At 67.1% G+C, this 16,857-nt stretch carries 15 protein-coding genes; 6 read left to right on the top strand and 9 right to left on the bottom strand.

What is annotated here, in order from left to right:
- Window positions 1–39 precede the first annotated feature (39 nt).
- The gene (spt, locus tag BHE75_RS15225; RefSeq protein ID WP_070934369.1) at window positions 40–1,245 is read right to left on the bottom strand and encodes a serine palmitoyltransferase; all 1,206 of its coding nucleotides are present in this window, start codon (window positions 1,243–1,245) and stop codon (window positions 40–42) included.
- A gap of 12 nt (window positions 1,246–1,257) precedes the next feature.
- Window positions 1,258–1,500 (bottom strand): acyl carrier protein, encoded by a 243-nt coding sequence (locus tag BHE75_RS15220; RefSeq protein ID WP_015457632.1) that lies wholly within the window; start codon window positions 1,498–1,500, stop codon window positions 1,258–1,260.
- A 258-nt stretch (window positions 1,501–1,758) separates the two neighbouring features.
- Here BHE75_RS15220 and BHE75_RS15210 point away from each other — a divergent pair, with 258 nt between their 5' ends.
- Window positions 1,759–3,528 carry a tetratricopeptide repeat protein gene (locus BHE75_RS15210; protein ID WP_070934367.1) on the top strand — a complete coding sequence of 590 codons (1,770 nt, stop codon included), beginning with the start codon at window positions 1,759–1,761 and terminating at the stop codon, window positions 3,526–3,528.
- Between the two features lie 76 nt (window positions 3,529–3,604).
- On the opposite strand, the gene BHE75_RS15205 is transcribed toward BHE75_RS15210, so the two are convergent.
- The 4 genes from BHE75_RS15205 to BHE75_RS15190 all read right to left on the bottom strand — a co-directional run bounded on the left by BHE75_RS15205 (window position 3,605) and on the right by BHE75_RS15190 (window position 7,964).
- The gene (locus tag BHE75_RS15205; protein WP_015457630.1) at window positions 3,605–5,119 is read right to left on the bottom strand and encodes a SulP family inorganic anion transporter; all 1,515 of its coding nucleotides are present in this window, start codon (window positions 5,117–5,119) and stop codon (window positions 3,605–3,607) included.
- A 5-nt stretch (window positions 5,120–5,124) separates the two neighbouring features.
- A complete protein-coding gene (locus BHE75_RS15200) occupies window positions 5,125–5,823 on the bottom strand; it encodes a carbonic anhydrase (protein ID WP_070934366.1) in 699 nt (232 codons plus the stop codon).
- A gap of 101 nt (window positions 5,824–5,924) precedes the next feature.
- On the bottom strand, window positions 5,925–7,247 hold the full coding sequence (locus BHE75_RS15195; protein ID WP_070934365.1) for an ATP-binding protein: 1,323 nt from the start codon (window positions 7,245–7,247) through the stop codon (window positions 5,925–5,927).
- Window positions 7,248–7,253: 6 nt separating this feature from the next.
- Entirely contained in the window at window positions 7,254–7,964 is a 711-nt protein-coding gene (locus BHE75_RS15190) for a response regulator transcription factor (RefSeq protein ID WP_015457627.1), read from the bottom strand.
- A gap of 281 nt (window positions 7,965–8,245) precedes the next feature.
- Between BHE75_RS15190 and BHE75_RS15185 the strand changes: the two genes are divergently transcribed.
- A complete protein-coding gene (locus tag BHE75_RS15185; protein WP_191225204.1) occupies window positions 8,246–8,851 on the top strand; it encodes a hypothetical protein in 606 nt (201 codons plus the stop codon).
- Window positions 8,852–8,872: 21 nt separating this feature from the next.
- Here the strand turns inward: BHE75_RS15185 and BHE75_RS15180 are convergent, their stop codons facing one another.
- The 3 genes from BHE75_RS15180 to BHE75_RS15170 form a co-directional block, all read right to left on the bottom strand.
- The gene (locus tag BHE75_RS15180) at window positions 8,873–9,088 is read right to left on the bottom strand and encodes a hypothetical protein (protein WP_070934363.1); all 216 of its coding nucleotides are present in this window, start codon (window positions 9,086–9,088) and stop codon (window positions 8,873–8,875) included.
- A gap of 131 nt (window positions 9,089–9,219) precedes the next feature.
- Window positions 9,220–10,014: a ferredoxin--NADP reductase gene (locus tag BHE75_RS15175; protein ID WP_015457625.1), complete on the bottom strand. Its 795-nt coding sequence runs from the start codon at window positions 10,012–10,014 to the stop codon at window positions 9,220–9,222.
- A gap of 386 nt (window positions 10,015–10,400) precedes the next feature.
- The gene (locus BHE75_RS15170; protein WP_070934362.1) at window positions 10,401–10,883 is read right to left on the bottom strand and encodes an aminoacyl-tRNA deacylase; all 483 of its coding nucleotides are present in this window, start codon (window positions 10,881–10,883) and stop codon (window positions 10,401–10,403) included.
- A 200-nt stretch (window positions 10,884–11,083) separates the two neighbouring features.
- Here BHE75_RS15170 and BHE75_RS15165 point away from each other — a divergent pair, with 200 nt between their 5' ends.
- The 4 genes from BHE75_RS15165 (at window position 11,084) to BHE75_RS15150 (ending at window position 16,849) form a co-directional block, all read left to right on the top strand.
- Complete coding sequence (locus tag BHE75_RS15165; protein WP_070934361.1) at window positions 11,084–11,986, top strand: Ku protein; 903 nt, start codon at window positions 11,084–11,086, stop codon at window positions 11,984–11,986.
- Between the two features lie 6 nt (window positions 11,987–11,992).
- Window positions 11,993–14,542 (top strand): DNA ligase D, encoded by a 2,550-nt coding sequence (gene ligD, locus BHE75_RS15160; protein WP_084653246.1) that lies wholly within the window; start codon window positions 11,993–11,995, stop codon window positions 14,540–14,542.
- Between the two features lie 271 nt (window positions 14,543–14,813).
- Window positions 14,814–15,563 carry a LuxR C-terminal-related transcriptional regulator gene (locus BHE75_RS15155; RefSeq protein ID WP_070934360.1) on the top strand — a complete coding sequence of 250 codons (750 nt, stop codon included), beginning with the start codon at window positions 14,814–14,816 and terminating at the stop codon, window positions 15,561–15,563.
- A 254-nt stretch (window positions 15,564–15,817) separates the two neighbouring features.
- Window positions 15,818–16,849 (top strand): sulfate ABC transporter substrate-binding protein, encoded by a 1,032-nt coding sequence (locus BHE75_RS15150; RefSeq protein ID WP_041864784.1) that lies wholly within the window; start codon window positions 15,818–15,820, stop codon window positions 16,847–16,849.
- Window positions 16,850–16,857 lie beyond the last annotated feature (8 nt).

The raw sequence follows: 16,857 nt of genomic DNA, 5'->3' as shown, positions 1-16,857 counted from the left end.
AGCACCCCGAAGCTTGGCAACGGCCGGTTAAGGCGGAGTTTACGAAATGCAGCCCACTGCCTGGCCGGCCGCGCGGAAGCGATCGAGAATGTCGCCCACTTGATCGTCCGAATGTTCGGCGCAGAGCGAGCAGCGCAGCAGGAAGGTGCCGGCGGGCGTGGCCGGCGGGCGCGCCATGTTCACATAGACGCCCTGTTCCAGCAGGGCCTGCCACATGCGCACGGTGGTTTCCTGATCGGGCAGCATCACCGCGATGATCGCCGATTGCGCGGTCTCGGTGCCGAGGGTGAAGCCCATTTCCCGCAGGCCGGCGTGGAGCCGCTTGGAATTCTTCCACAGATGCGCGCGCTTGTCGCCGGCATGCATCAGCTTGCGGATCGAGGTCGCGGCCGTCGCCACCACGGATGGCGGCAGCGAGGCGGTGAACACATAGGGCCGGCAGACGAGGCGCAGCACCTCGAACTTCGGATGGTTGGACACGCAGAAGCCGCCCACCGTGCCGACCGACTTGGAGAAGGTGCCGACGACGAAATCGATATCCTTCTCGACCCCCAGCTCCTCATAGACGCCGCGGCCGTTGGGGCCGAAGAAGCCCATGCCGTGGGCCTCGTCCACCAGGATCATGCAATTGGGATGCTTGCGGATCGCGGCGACCATCTCCGGCAGCGGCGCGATATCGCCGAGCATGGAATAGACGCCTTCCAGCACCACCAGCTTCTGCGCGTCGGCGGACAGGCGGCCGAGGCGCTTGTCCAGATCCTCCACCGAATTGTGGCGGAAGCGGACGACCTCCGCATTGCCGAGGCCGCAGCCGTCGTAGATCGAAGCGTGGCTGTCGGCATCCAGCACCACATAATCGCCCTTGCCGGCGATGGTGGAGATCATGCCCAGATTGGCCTGATAGCCGGTGGAGAACACCATGGCATGCGCGGTGCCGTAAAACTCCTTCAGCGCATCCTCGCACGCCTTGTGGCCCTGATAGGTGCCGTTCAGCACGCGGCTGCCGGTGGTGCCCGCGCCGAAATCGTCGAGCGCCTTCTTGCCGGCGGCGATCACGTCCGGATCGAAGGTCATGCCCATATAATTGTAGGTGCCGAGCAGGATGGTGGGCCTGCCCTGGATGATCGCCAGCGTCGGCGATTTCACCTCGTCCATGACGATGGCGAAGGGATCGCGCACGCCGGTGTCGAGCAGGGCCTGTCGCTCGGCGATGAGCGCGTCGAACTTGGAGAAGAGGTCGGTCATCGCTCTATCCGATCAGCCGCGCAGCTTCTCGACCGCGTCGACAAGCTGGCCGACGGTTTCGATTTCCGCCTGCATGTTCATGGTGATGATGATGTCGAACTCGTCCTCGATCGCGGCGACGAAATCCATCACCGTCAGGCTGTCCCATTCGAGATCACCGGCGAAGCTGGTGGATTCCGCAAGGTCGATGCCCTTCTTGTTGAAGGGTTCGATGGCCTCGGCCACCTTGGCGAAGGTTTCGTCGCGATTGCTCATGGAAAGCGTCCTTAATGCTGTGCCCGGCCGCTTGCCAAGCGAATGCGGCGGCAAAGGGGCGGCAGCCGGGCAAAGCACGAATTTTCGAACCGGCGGAAATGCCCCGATCGCTGGAGAAGGGCGGCCCCCGGATCAGGGCCGGCATCAATCGCAATATCCGCCGCGACTATCCGATTGCGCGTTTGTGGCCGCAAGCCTGGGCATGATAGCAGCCCGCCAGGACCAGTCGGCCCGAACCTTTGGGGAAGGGGATGAAGCATGGGGGCCTTCGTTAAAGCCGCGATCCTGGCCGGAGCGGGTCTTTCGCTGACAAGCTTCTCCTTGGAGCCGCGCCTGTCGCCCGCGATCCTTGCGGCGCTCGACCCCAGCCGTATCGCCGGCACGCTTTGCGGCGCGCAGCGCGCCGGATCGGCGCTGGCCGCCAGGCTGCTCGTCGCCGCGGCGTTCGCGGCGCCGGCAAGCGCGGCCCTGCCGATCCCGCTTTATGACGATCTGGCCGGATCGCCCTTTCCGGTGACGACGGCCAGCCTGCAGGCGCGACGCTATTTCAGCCAGGGCCTGCTGCTTTCCTATGGCTTCAACCATGCGGGCGCGGTCCGGTCCTTCCGAGAGGCCCAGCGGCTCGATCCCGACTGCGCGATGTGCTGGTGGGGGGAGGCCGTGGCGCTCGGGCCGAACATCAATGCGCCTATGGACGACCGCGACCGGGCGGCGGCGCTCGATGCGATGGACCGCGCCATGGCGCTGCGCGACCGGGCATCGCCGATGGAAAAGGCACTGATCGAGGCGGTGGCGCTGCGCTATTCGCGTGATCCGGCGGCGGATCGCGCCGCGCTGGATGCCGCCTATGCCGATGCCATGCTGGCGGCGGCGCGGCGCTTTCCGGGCGACGACGATGTGGCAGTGCTGGCGGCCGAGGCGGCCATGGACACGACGCCGTGGAACTATTGGGAAGCCGACAAGATAACGCCGATCGGCCGGACCGGCGAGGCCGTGCGCCTCGTCGAGGCGGTGCTCGCCCGCAATCCCGCCCACCCGCAGGCCGCGCACCTCTATATCCATCTGGTCGAAGCCAGCGACGCGAAGCGGGCGGAAGCCGCCGCCGATCGCCTTTCCAGCCCGGTCGCGCCCAGCGCCGCGCATCTCGTCCACATGCCGGGCCATATCTACTACGTGCTCGGCCGCTATTCCGATTCCATCCGGGTCAACATCGCCGCCGTGCGTTCGGACGAAGCGTTCATCCGCGCGACGGACGATCGCAGCCTGGTGCGCTACGGCTATTATCCGCACAATATCCATTTCATCGTGACGTCGGCGCAGATGGCGGGCGACATGGATACGGCGATCCGCGAGGCGGCGCGGCTGAGGACCGTGCTCGATCCCGAGACATCGGCGAAGATAGCCTGGATACAGGCGATCGACGCCGCGCCTTACCAGGCGATGGCGCAGTTCGCCGCGCCGGACGAAATTCTCGCCATGCCCGCGCCGGATGCGCGGCTGCCTTATGCCGCGGCGATGCGCCATTATGCGCGCGCCGTCGCGCATGCCGGGCGCAAGGATCGCGCGGCTTTCGATAGCGAGATCAAGGCGATGGACGCGCTCCTCGCGTCGGATGCCTTTGCCGATATGGTCGCGCAGGGCATGCCGGCGCCGGACCTGATCGCGCTGGCCAAGGCGGTGGCGCAGGGGCGGCTGGCGACGGCGCAGGGGCGGTATGACGAGGCGGCCGGTTTCTATCGCGCGGCGATAACCATCGAAGGCACGCTGCCTTATATGGAACCGCCTTACTGGTATTATCCCGTCCACCAGTCCCTGGGCGCCGCGCTGTTCCTTGCCGGCCGCTATGACGAAGCCAGCCAGGCCTTCCGCACGGCGCTGGCGCGCGCGCCGCGCAACGGCTGGGTGCTCTACGGCCTGTCGCGGAGCGAGGCGGCGCAGGGGCGCAAATCGGAAGCCGCGGCGGCGCGGCAGGCTTTCTCCAGGGCGTGGGCCGGGAAGGACGAATGGCTCCGGATGGAGCGGCTCTGACCGCGGCTTCGTGAAGCCAGCGGGGTCGAAGCAAAAAGGGGAGGGACGGCCTTTTCCCGCCGTCCCTCCCATGCGCTCAGGCCGGTGCCAGCATGCCGGCAATGCGGCCCTTCGCGCCATGCGCCTCGACAATGGCTCCCCCGGCGCGGCGGCGCTGGAACCATTCGGCCAGCATCTCCGCGCAGGTATGGTCGACCGAACGCAGATTCTCGCAGTTCACCCGCACCGGCTTGCCGGTGGGCACCGCATCCAGCGCGGCGGAGAGCTTGGGCAGCGAGACGAAGCTCGCCACGCCGTCCAGCCGGATCTCGCACGCATCCTCGGCTTCACGCTGGTCCACGTTCAGCTTCAGGCGCTTGAGGTTCGGCACGATCTCGATCAGCGAGAGGCCAAGGCCCACCAGCACGCCGGTCAACAGATCGGTCGCCACCACCATCACCAGCGTCGCCGCCCAGATCACGGCGGGTAGGGGCCCGTGATTGTGGAACAGGTGGCGGACATGCTGGAGGCTGACGAGGCGCCAGCCGGTGACGACGAGGATGCCGCCCAGTGCCGCCATCGGGATCTCGCGCAGCAGCCAGGGGAGGGCCGCCACGAAACCGAGGATCCAGACGCCGTGCAGCACCGCCGACATGCGCGTCACGGCGCCGGCCTGCACGTTGGCGGAGCTGCGGACGATCACGCCCGTCATCGGCAGCGCGCCGGCAAAGCCGCAGAGCAGGTTGCCCACGCCCTGGGCGCGCAGTTCCTTGTTGTAATCGGTGCGCACGCCATCGTGCATGCGATCGACGGCGGCCGCCGACAGCAACGTCTCGGCGCTGGCGATGAAGGCGATGGCGAAGGCCGTCGCCAGCAGCGCGGGCGAGAAGACGCCGAGCAGGTCGCCCGATGACGGCACCGCCACGGCGGCGACGATCGATTCCGGCACGTCGACGCGGGCGACGTCCAGCGCCAGGAAGAAGGCCGTCAAGGTCGCGATCACCACGCCGACCAGCGCGCCCGGCACCAGCCGCATCGAGGCGGGGCGCACCTTTTCCCAGATCAGGGTGGCACCGATCGACAGCAGGCCGATGGCGAGCGCCGGCACCGCCGGGTGCCCGTCGGCCGGCCACAGGCCCAGCACGCGGCCGGGGATGGCGATCAGGTTCTCAAGCCCGTTGGGCAGCGGCTTGGCATCGAACAGCACATGGAACTGGCCCACCACGATCAGCAGGCCGATGCCGGCCAGCATGCCGTGGACCACGGCGGGCGAGATCGCGCGGAACCAGCCGCCCAGGCGGAAGATGCCGGCCACGACCTGGATGGCGCCGGCCAGCACCAGGATCGGCCCCAGCGCCGAAAGGCCCTGCTGCTGGACGATTTCGAACACGATCACCGCAAGGCCGGCGGCCGGCCCGCTCACCTGCAGCGGCGAACCCGCCAGCAGGCCCACGACGATGCCGCCGATGATGCCGGTGATCAGGCCCTTTTCCGGCGGCACGCCGGATGCGACGGCGATGCCCATGCAGAGCGGCATCGCCACCAGGAACACGACGATCGACGCGGTGAAATCCCGCGCGATCCAGCCGCTCTTCTTCTCAGACGCAACCATGTTGCTCACTCCGCAGCCTCAAGCTGCACCACATCGGCCGCAAGGCGGCGGGCGGCGGGCAGCGCCACGGGCAAAGGGCGGTCGTCGCGCAGCGGCATGAAGCGGCCGGTCACGCCGTCCAGCCCCAGGATGGCGCCGGCATGGATGTCGACGAACCAGCCGTGCAGCGAGATTTCGCCGCGCGCGATGCCGGCCGCGACGGACGGGTGGGTGCGCAGATGGGCGAGCTGGGCGACGATATTCTCCAGCGCCATGATCCGCACGCGGGTATTGTCATCCCCGCCTTCCGGGTAGCTTTCCGCCGCGACGCGCTGGGCGGCGGAGGAATGGCGCAGCCAGGCGGCGACGTTGGGCATGGTTTCCAGGCTGGCCGGGTTGACCAGCGCCTTCATCGCGCCGCAATCCGAATGGCCACAGACGATGATGTCGCGCACGCCCAAGGCCACCACGGCATATTCGACCGTGGAGGATACGCCACCATTGGCGGTGGCGAAGGGCGGGACGATGTTTCCCGCATTGCGGCAGACGAACAGGTCGCCCGGCTGCGCCTGCATGATATGTTCCGGCACGACGCGGGAGTCCGCGCAGGATATCATCAGCGCCTTGGGGAATTGCCCGTCGGCGGCCAGCTTCGAATAAAGGTCGATCTGGCTTGGGAAAACCTGCTTCTCGAAATGGAAGACACGCCCGATAAGCTCGTTCATGGCGATTTCCTCGATGAATGGGGGGCAGCGGGCGCGCCGCCGCCTTCATCTTCGGAAATTAAGGATCGGCTATTGCTGCGGAGCAGCGTTGGCGTAAGGAATCATTGCTGCCCGGCAGAGCGTTTCGGCAGCACGATTTCCGCCCGCAATCCCCCTTGCGCGCGGTTGGAGAGGGTGAGCGATCCCTTCTCCCGCGCAACCATCTGCTGGACGATGGCGAGGCCGAGGCCGAGCCCCTTGGTGTTGCGGCTGCGCGCGGGATCGAGCCGGGCAAAGGGCTGGAGCACCTCGGCCATCCGTTCGGGCGGGATGCCGGGGCCGTTATCCTCGACGCGGAGCACGATGGCGTCCGGCCATTCGGCCAGGCTCACCACCACGTCGTCGCCATGGTGGTGGGCATTGTCGATCAGGTTGTAGGCCGCGCGCTTGATGCCGTTGGGGCGCAGCTCCACCTCCAGATGGTCCGGCCCTTCATAGCGGGTCGCGGCGCCGGCATCGCCGAAATCGTCGACCAGCGTCGCCAGCAGCACGGCAAGGTCGGTGCGGGTGGCGGGCTCGGGATCGTTCTCGCCGCCCAGATAGGCGAGCAGCGATCCGATCATCGCCTCCATCTCGGCCACGTCCTCCTCCGCCGCGTGGCGCAGATCGCGGTCGGCGGCGCCTTCGAGGCGGAGCTGGAGCCGGGCGAGCGGGGTGCGCAGATCATGGCCCACGGCGGCCAGCGCCTGGGTGCGATCGGCGAACATCCGCTGGATCTGTTCCTGCATGCGATTGAAGGCGCGGATCAGGTTGCGCACCTCGCGCGGGCCTTGTTCGCGCACGATCGCGCTTTCGCCGCGCCCGATCCGTTCCGCCGCCTGGCCGAGCATGTTGAGCGGGCGGAGCGTCCGCCGGACGAGCAGCCCGCCCAGCACCGCGAGCGCGATCGCCGGCACCAGCGCCAGCACGATGCGGTTGAGCTGGAGGCTCCAGCCCGAGACCAGATCGTGCATCTTGAAATGGATCCACGTCCCGTCCTCCAGCGTGAGGGTGCCGACGACGATGTCGTGCCGGCCGGGCGAGGCGAGCTGGAGGCGCAGGTCGCTGCGGGCGAGCGCGGGTTCCCACTCCACCACCTGATCGCGCATCACGCGAAGCTCGGGCGCGAGCGGGCGGGGTTCGGGCGAGGAGCGCTGCCAGTGGACGCCGTAGCGATCGGTGGAGAGATAGCTGGCGATCGCGGGCCGCTCGGCGGGCGGGCGCTCCCCGATCAGCCGGTGGACGATCACGAGATGCTCGGCCAACCGCCGGGCCTCATCCTCCTTGATCGAGAATTCGCTGGCGCGTTCGTAGAGCAGGGTGCTGGCGGCGAACTCGATCGTCACCGTCAGCAGGATGATCGCGACGATCCGCCCGAGCAGGCCGAGCGAGGGGCGCCCCAGCACGGCCGGTCAGTCGCGGGTGACGGGCGTGTTCAGCATGTAGCCGACGCCGCGCACCGTGATGATCGGCGCGGGCCTGCTGCCGGTGGAAAGTTTCCGGCGCAGGCGGCTGACCAGCACGTCGATGCTGCGATCGGAGGAATCGCCGATCCGGGCGCGCGACAGCTCGATCAGCCGTTCGCGCGCGATCACCCGCTGCGGATGGCTGAGGAAGCTCGCCAGCAGATCGAACTCCGCGCCGGTGAGCGAGATCAGCGCGCCGCTTTCCGAATAAAGCTCCCGCCGGGAGAAATCGACCGTCCAGCCATCGAACCGCGCCTTCTGCGAGGGCACGCCGTTGCCGCGCTGCTCCAGCCCGCCGCGGCGGAGCACGGCGCGGATGCGGGCCACCAGCTCGCGCGTGCTGAACGGCTTGGCGAGATAATCGTCGGCGCCAAGCTCCAGCCCGACCACCCGGTCCGTCTCGCTGCCCTTGGCGCTGATGAAGATGATCGGCACGTCGCTCTTGCGGCGGATCATCTGGCAGAGGTCGATGCCGCTGGTGCCGGGCAACATGATGTCCAGCAGCACCAGATCGACGGGGCCGGCATCGAAGGTCGCCCACATCTCGGCCGCCGTCGCCGCCGGGCGGACGACATAGCCGTTCTCCTGCAGCGCCCGCGTGGTCAGCGTGCGCAGCGGCGGATCATCCTCGACGAGCAGGATCGACGGCGCGGTCATGGATGCGGGACGGTCAATGGATTCATCTCGGCAAGGAAATAGGTGGCCAAATCCCCGCGTCAACGATCGCACGGCGCTTATGCCCTTGAATTTGCCGGTGCTGGCGCATGGGCAACATTTCCTCACAAGGAAAATGCAAGCCGGAAACGATCCGGCCGTCCCGATATCGGACGATGAGGCGATTCCGGCAAGATTTTCCGTGTCAGGCACCGCCGGCCGGGCCTATCCTTTATATGCCGTTGACCATGTTCGGCGGCCTGACGATGGAGGTTGCGATGCGCGTGTCCGTTCCGGTCCTGGCTGTTCTGGCGGCTGCGCTGGCCACGGGGCCGGCGGTGGCGGGCGGCGTTTCCCCACCGGACGCGGCCACCTTCCGCGCCGCGATCACTGTCGCGGCGGACGATCTGGAACCCGACACCCTTCTTTCCACCCGCACGGCCCATGCCCGGCAGGTCCGGCTTGACGGTGGCACCTGGGGGGATGGCTATCTCGTCGCCCGGATCGACCGGCGGAGCGGTGCTGCGCGCTATGAGGTGCATCAGCGGGTGCGCTATATCGGCCAGCGGCGCGATTATGCCGCCGTCCATTACCGGCTGGCGGACGGCACGCTCGCCATCCGCCCGATCGCTGGCGACAGGCGCGGCGAGGATGTCTGCTCCACCGGCGAGTTCAACGGCGCCTGTCCGCTGACGAGCGAGCTGGTCTTCCAGATCGAGGAGGGCGTGCTGGCCGCCATCGTCGACGGAGGGGCGCAGGGCTGGGACGTGAAGTTCAAGGAAGCGGACGGCGATGCCGGTGTCCGCGCCACGGTGCCGATGGCCGAGATTCGCGGGCTGATGCTGGCGGTCGCGGACTATCGCGCCGGCCGGCTTTCGCCGCGCGGCTGATCCCGCTCCGGCCTTTCCGGTTCAGCGGAAGGCCATTCTGGTGGGGCCGACCTGGAAGATGCGGCGCCACCAGGCCCTGTTTCGGGGGCGTTCCCCAAATCGAGCTTCGCCTGCGTCGATGGGTGGATGCTGAAACGAGTTCAGCATGACGAAGGCGGGGAGGGCTTGCTTATCCTCCGCGCCCATCTCTCCAACGTCATGCCAGCGCAGGCTGGCATCGTCGGCGGCGACGATCATGCCGGAGGAGGTTCGACAGGGGCAACGCGATGCCAGCCCGCGCCGGCACGGCGTCATCATGGGGCATCATATTCGGGGATGCCCATCGGCTTTCGGGGCTCCAGGGCGGGTGGGCGCCCTGGAGGTCCGTGTCAGCCGACGAAGGCCCGCTCGATCACATAATGGCCGGGCTTGGCGTTCGATCCTTCCTCGAAGCCGATGCCGTCGAACTGGGCGGCGAGATCGCGGATCATGTCCATGCTGCCGCACAGCATGATGCGATCGGTTTCGGGATCGAGGTGGCGCGGCCCGTTCAGCCCGTCGAACAGGCGGCCGCTTTCGATCAGCGCCGGGATGCGGCCGCTGGTGTGGAACGGCTCGCGCGTCACCGTCGGCAGGTAGCTGAACTGGACCAGCGCCTGATCCTGCACCAGCGGATCATCGGCAAGCTGGGCCTCCAGCACGTCGCGGAAGGCGAGGTCGCTGACATGGCGCACGCAATGGACGAGCACGATCTGCTCGTAATATTCATACACGTCCGGATCGCGCACCAGGCTGAGGAAGGGGGCAAGGCCGGTGCCGGTGGAAAGCAGGAACAGCCGCTTGCCGGGCAGCAGCGCATCCGTCACCAGCGTGCCGGTGGGCTTGCGGCCGAGAAAGAGCTGGTCGCCCGGCTGGATCTTCTGCAGGCGCGAGGTGAGCGGACCGTCCGGCACCTTGATCGACAGGAATTCCAGCTCGTCCGAATAAGCCGGGCTCGCGATCGAATAAGCGCGCAGCAGCGGGCGGTTGTCGCCGGGCAGGCCGATCATCACGAATTCGCCCGAACGGAAGCGGAAGCTGGCCGGGCGGGTGATCGAGAAGCTGAACAGATGCTCGTTCCAGTGGCGCACGGAACGAACCTCCTCCACCGAAAGCGCGGTGGAAGGCGCGAGCGCGGGCTGCATCTCGCTCACGGCCTTGCGTTCCGCTGGGCGGCGTAAGCCCGGATGGCCAGGCGATCGGTGAACAGGTACATGATTGTCCTCAGCTTGCGGTGACGGTGGCGGTGAATGCGCGAGATCGCGTGCCTGTCCGGTCGTCCATCCTCGCCAGTTGCTCCGATACACGGGCGGCATCCGGCCCAGCCAGGCCGCCCGCCGCCCCTATGATATGCGTGTCGCGATTTTCGAAGCGCGGATTTGTTTAGCCCCGCTCACAATCGCTTTAATGCGAAAGATTCGCAATAGTGCGTATTATTGTCTTCCGCCTGACCGGTCAAGCCGGCGCGGGCGCGCCATAAGGCCCGGCGTGGCCGCCTGCAAGCCTTTCCCGCAGGCGGCCGCCATCTCCCTTATTCCATGACCGACCAGCGCTCGCTGAAGCGGCCGTGGCGGGCATCGGCGCAGAGGCGGGCGAACTCGCCGCCGTCCATGTGGATCAGCGAGGCATGGTCGCCGGCCTCGAAATAGATGTCGGGCTGGTCCTCCAGGCTGTCGTCGACGATGGTGACGACGCCGTAGCGCGTGCCGAAGGGCGGCACCGCGCCGATCGCGCAATCGTCGAAGATCAGGCCCACCTCGTCCTCGCCGGCCAGCCGGGGCTTCTGCCCCAACTCGGCCCGCAGGTCACCCAGCTGCACCTTGCAGTCGGATGGCAGCACGGCCAGCAGATAATCTCCTTCCGTATCCAGCAGCACCGCCTTGGCCAGCCGATCGGGCGGGATGTGGGCGAGGCTGGCGGTCTGAATCGCCGATTTGGTCGGCGGGTGGACCACGAGATCGTAATCGGCATGCTCGTCATCCAGGAACTGGCGGAGCTTGGGTGCGATGCTCATCTCGTCTCTCCCCTGGCAATGGCGCCCGGAAGGCCGGGCCGGGGGCCGCGCGCGAACGATCGCCCGTGGCGGCGATCATCCCAGAACGTCCGGCCACACCGTTCGATCCTGCGGCCCGGGGCGCCGCCCCGGCGATCCGGCGGAACCTCCGCCCTCCTCCCGGATTGAGGGGTGGGAAGGGCGCTCATGGAGGGACCGCGATGGCGGCACGGCCCAGTTGGCGCGGCCAGATCAGGCTCGCATTGGTATCGATCCCGGTGGAGATCTTCCCCGCGACGAAGAGCGGCGCGACCATCGCCTTCCACCAGATCCACGAGCCTTCGGGCAAGCGCATCCGATATGAGAAGGTCGTGCCCGGCATCGGCCCGGTGGATACGGACGAGATCATCAAGGGCTTCGAATATGAGAAGGGAGAATATGTCCTCCTCGACGAGAAGGAGATCGAAGGCGTCAAGCTGGAAAGCCGCAAGACGCTGGAGCTGACCCAGTTCGTCGACAGCGACGATATCGATCCGATCTATTTCGAAAAGCCCTATTATGTCGTCCCGGCGGATGACCTGGCCGAGGAAGCCTTCATCGTGCTGCGGGAGGCGCTGCGCCGCACCCGCAAGATCGGGCTGGGCCAGCTTGCCATGCGCGGGCGCGAATATGTCGTCAGCCTCAAGCCCTGCGGGCGCGGCATGGTGCTGGAAACGCTGCGCTATGCGGACGAGGTGAACAAGGCCGCCAGCTATTTCCGGGGCATCGGAGATGCCAGGCCCGATCCCGAGCTGCTCGACATGGCCGAAACCCTGATCGACAAGAAGGCCGGCAGGTTCGACGCCGCCGAGTTCCACGATCGCTATGTCGACGCGCTGAAGGCGCTGATCGAACGCAAGAAGAAGGGCCGGGCGATCAGCATCGAGGCGGACGAGGCCCCCGCGCCGCGCGGCGGCAACGTGATCGATCTGATGGCGGCGCTCAAGCGGTCGCTGGACAATCCCCCCGGCCGGGGCGGCGGCAAATCCGCCTCGACCAAGAAACCCGCCGCCAAGCCGGCCGCGCGCAAGGCGCCGGCGGCGAAGGCCAAGCCCGGCCGCGCCGCCAGCCGCAAGCGGGCCTGACCGGCCATGGCGCGCGCGAAATCCGCCGTGTCCCGCGCCGCGGGCAAACCCCGGCCGAAACCCAAAGTGAGGGCGGCGGCGGCGAAGGGCGAGGCGGCGCTCGATCGCTATCGCGCGATGCGCGATTTCAGCCGCACGGCCGAACCTTCCGGTGCGACGCGGCCGGCATCGGGGCACGGCTTCGTCGTCCAGAAGCATGATGCCACCCGGCTCCATTATGATTTCCGGCTGGAAATGGACGGCGTGCTGAAAAGCTGGGCGGTCACGCGCGGCCCCAGCCCCGATCCGGCGGACAAGCGGCTGGCGGTGCGGACGGAGGATCATCCGCTCGATTACGCCCATTTCGAAGGCATCATCCCCAAGGGCCAATATGGCGGCGGCACGGTGATGCTGTGGGATGAAGGCACGTGGGAGCCGATGCCCGGCAAGGACCCGCGCCGCACGCTGGAGGAAGGCCATCTCCATTTCATCCTCCACGGCCGCCGGATGAAGGGGGAATGGCTGCTCGTCCGCCTCAAGCCCCGCGCCGGGGAAAAGCGCGAGAACTGGCTGCTCCGCAAGGTGGACGATGATTTCGCAGGCGGGCCGGACGATCTGGTAGGCCAATATCTCACCAGCGTGGAAAGCGGGCGCAGCATGGCCGAGATCGCCGATGGCGCGGCCCCGCCGAAGCGGGCCACCGCGAAGGCGGCGGCCGGGACAGGGAAGGCGAAGCCCGCCACGATGCGGGGCCGCGCGGATTCGCCTCCACCCTTCCGGCCGGTGCAGCTTGCCACGCTGGTCGATCATGCGCCCGCCGGCGACCGCTGGCTGCATGAGCTGAAATATGACGGCTATCGCCTGCTGCTGGCGGTGGGCGGCGGCAAGGCGCGGGCCTATACCCGCTCGGGCCTCGACTGGTCGGATCGCTTTCCCGCTGTCGTCGCCGAGGCCGCCGGCCTTGCCGTCCGTTCCGCGCTGATCGACGGCGAGGCGGTGGTGCTGGATGCGGAAGGGCGGTCCAGCTTCCAGGCTCTCCAGGCCGCGCTCAAGGGCGATCCGGCGGCGATCATCTTCTTCGCCTTCGATCTCCTCACCCTCGATGGCGAGGATCTGACGGCGTTGCCGCTCCTCGAGCGCAAGCAGCGGCTGGCGGCACTGATCGGGGCGGGCGGCGATCATCTGCATTATGCCGATCATGTCGCCGGCCGGGGCGAGGCCTTTTTCCAAAAGGCGTGCAAGGCGGGGCTGGAGGGCATCGTCTCGAAACGGGCGGACGCGGCCTATGCCGGCAGGCGATCCGGCAGCTGGGTGAAGGTGAAGTGCCTCCACCGCCAGGAATTCGTGCTGCTGGGCTGGACTTCGTCGGACAGGAACAGGGGCTTCCGATCCCTGCTCCTCGGCCTTAACGAGGAGGGCGGGCTGCGTTATGCCGGCAAGGTCGGCACCGGCTTCGACATGGCCGAGATCGATCGCCTGCTCGCCGCGATGAAGCCGCTCGAAACCGCCACGGCCCCGGTCTCCGCCCCCCGTGCCGCGACCCGCGGCGCCCATTGGATCGAACCCCGGCTGGTCGTGGAGGTCGCCTTCACAGAATTCACGGGCGACGGCGTTCTCCGCCACCCAAGCTATATCGGCCTGCGCGAGGACAAGCCCGCCGAAGCCGTCATCCGTGAGGAGGAAGTGCCCGTGGCCGAGCTTGCCGAACGATCGCCCAGCCCCGTGCGGATCACCAATCGCGATCGGGTGATCTTCCCCGATGCCGGAATCACCAAGGGCGCGCTCGCCGATTATTATGAGGCGATCGCGCCGGCGATGCTGCCCTGGGTTGCGAACCGGCCGATCAGCCTGGTCCGCTGTCCGCAGGGTCGGGCGCGAAAATGCTTCTTCCAGAAACATGATGCCGGCAGCTTCGGCGATCATGTCCACCACATCCCCATCCGCGAGAAGGACGGCGGGGAGGAGCCCTATCTCTATATCGAGGATGCCGCCGGCCTGCTCGCCTGCGTGCAGATGGGCACGATCGAATTCCACGGCTGGGGCGCCCTTATCGCCGACATCGAGCGGCCGGACCGGCTGGTCTTCGATCTCGACCCGGACGAGGGGCTGGAATTCGGCGAGGTCACGGCCGCCGCCGCCCATATCCGCGACGAGCTTGCCGCCATCGGCCTGGCGACCTTCGCGATGGTCACGGGCGGAAAGGGCGTCCATGTCGTGGCGCCGCTCCGGCCGGAAGCGGAATGGCCGGAGGTCAAGGATTTCGCCCGCCGCTTCGCGACAGCGCTGGCGGAGACCCAGCCCCAGCGCTTCACCTCGGCCTTGGCCAAGGCGCGGCGGAAGGGGCGCATCTTCGTCGATTATCTGCGCAACGAGCGGGGCGCGACGGCGGTGATGCCTTATTCCGCCAGGGCGAGGGAGGGCGCCCCGGTCGCAGCGCCTCTGACCTGGGAGGAATTGCGCGCGCTGGACAGGCCCGCGCCCTGGCATGTCGGCGATGTGGACGATCTGGTCCGCCGCGCGGCCTCCCGCGATCTGGCGGGCTGGGGCAGGGCCGATCAGGCGCTGCCCGGCGTGTGACCCCGCTCGCGTGGCCGCCGATCGCTCCGCGCCGAATATCCTTGAGAATCAAATCGGATGGCAAATCGCCTGAAGAACGGCCGGGGTCGTGACGAGATCGGAATGTGCCTCCAAGCAGTCAAGATTCCATAAAAAGTTGAAAATTGGTTAATAGTGTGAGAGCGTCCTTTCGGATTTCTCGATACTATTGAGGAGTATCAACATGGAGACGGGCCGATAGAAAAGGAGTGATTCAGGGTCGCACCTAATGGCATGGTTTTGGGGATTAATCATGCAGTGTACAATTAGTATAGCGATTCTCGCTCCTTATGAGCTGGTCCGTGAAGGCCTGCGCCGGGTGCTGGCGAACGGTGCCTTCAATGTCGTCGCAGCCGCCGGCGGTTGGAACGCGCTGGAGGCCGATCTTGCCCGGTCGCCGGCCGATATCCTTGTGGTGGATGGCGACGCTGCCTTCAATGCCAGCGAACTCACTGAAATCAGGAAGCGATTTCCCGAAATGCGGATCGCCATGTTCGTCGACGGGGCGGACATGGAATATGCGATGCAGGCGCTCGAGTCGGGCGTGGACGGCGTGCTCGAGAAGGAGGTTTCCTGCGAGCAGGTGGCGGCCGCGCTCAACATGGTCGCGCTTGGCCAGCGGGTGGTGCCGTCGCGCCTCGTCGAATCGCTGGCCAATCTGCATTTCGGTTATGCGTCCAGCGACTGGGAGGCGAACCGGGCGACCGCGAAGCTTTCCGATCGCGAGATCGAGATATTGAAATGCCTGGCCGTGGGCGAGGCGAACAAGGTGATTTCCCGCCGGCTGAACATCACCGAGGCGACCGTGAAGGTCCATATCAAGGCGATCCTGCGCAAGCTGCACGTGATGAACCGCACGCAGGCGGCGATCTGGGCGGTGGTGCGCGGGCTCAACGGATCGGCGCTTCCCCGTCCAGAGCCGTCCCGCTCCATGCCGGCGCACATGGAGCCCATCCGCATCGCGGCGAACGGCGCCGATATCGCGGCGACGGAGGCGATCTAGGGCGGATCGCCGCCAGTGGGAGCGTCGGCCCGCCCGGCGATCCCGTCCAGCCCGCCTGCCCGGCAATATGCCGACCGAAGGTAGGATTCCGCTGCCGGCTCCGTTAGGTAGGGGGCAATGAAATGCAATTGCCCTCGCCGTTTCGGAGGCCGCCGGCTGGCGGCCGCAACGGCAGCTTCGCCTTCGCCAAAGATTGCTTTGTTCTCTACTCTGGTGATCGAGATATGAGGGCGTGTGGGAGGAAAACGGCCATCATGCCCATCAGCAGACGAAATCTGACTATCGCCATGCTTCTGGGCGCGGTTGCGCTCACCGGCTGTTCCGGCGGCAAGGCGCCGGGCGACGGTGTCGTCCTGCTCAACGTTTCCTATGATCCGACGCGCGAGCTCTACAAGGAGATCAACGCCGGCTTCGCCAACCACTGGAAGGCGGATCATGGCCAGACGGTGAGCTTCAAGATGAGCCACGGCGGATCGGGCAAGCAATCGCGTGCGATCCAGGACGGGCTGGAGGCGGATGTCGCCACGCTGGCGCTTTCCTACGACATCGATGCCATCGCCGCCGCGAAGCCGGGCCTGCTCGATCCCGCCTGGCGCCAGCGCCTGCCGGACAACAGCGCGCCCTATACCTCGACGATCGTGTTCCTCGTCCGCAAGGGCAACCCCAAGAATATCCGCGACTGGAACGACTTGGTGAAGCCGGGCGTGAAGGTGATCACCCCCAATCCCAAGACCGGCGGCGGCGCGCGCTGGAACTTCCTGGCGGCCTGGGCCTATGGCCGCAAGGCGGGCGGATCGGAAGCCGCGGCGCAGGATTATGTATCGAAGCTGCTGGCCAATGTGCCGGTGCTCGATTCGGGTGCGCGCGGTTCCACCACCACCTTCGTCGAGCGCAATATCGGCGACGTGCTGATCACCTGGGAGAATGAGGCCTTCCTCGCCCAGAAGGAGATGGGAGCCGGCAAGTTCGAGATCGTCGTGCCGTCCATCTCCATCCTGGCGGAGCCTTCGGTCGCCGTGGTCGACGGCAATGTGAAGAAGCATGGCACCGCCGAGGTCGCCAAGGCCTATCTCGAATATCTCTACACGCCCGAGGCGCAGGACGTGATCGCGCGCAACTTCTATCGCCCGCGCGATCCGCAGGTGGCCGCCCGCTATGCCGCGACCTTCCCGACGCTGAACCTCGTCACCATCGACAAGGATTTCGGCGGCTGGAAGGCGGCGCAGGCGAAATATTTCGCGGATGGCGGCGTGTTCGATACGATCTTCGCCAAGATCAAGCGCTGAGGCGAACC

This window comes from Edaphosphingomonas haloaromaticamans (assembly GCF_001853345.1).
Taxonomy (GTDB): Bacteria; Pseudomonadota; Alphaproteobacteria; order Sphingomonadales; family Sphingomonadaceae; genus Sphingomonas_E; species Sphingomonas_E fennica.
This window is presented reverse-complemented; position numbering and strand designations above follow the sequence as displayed.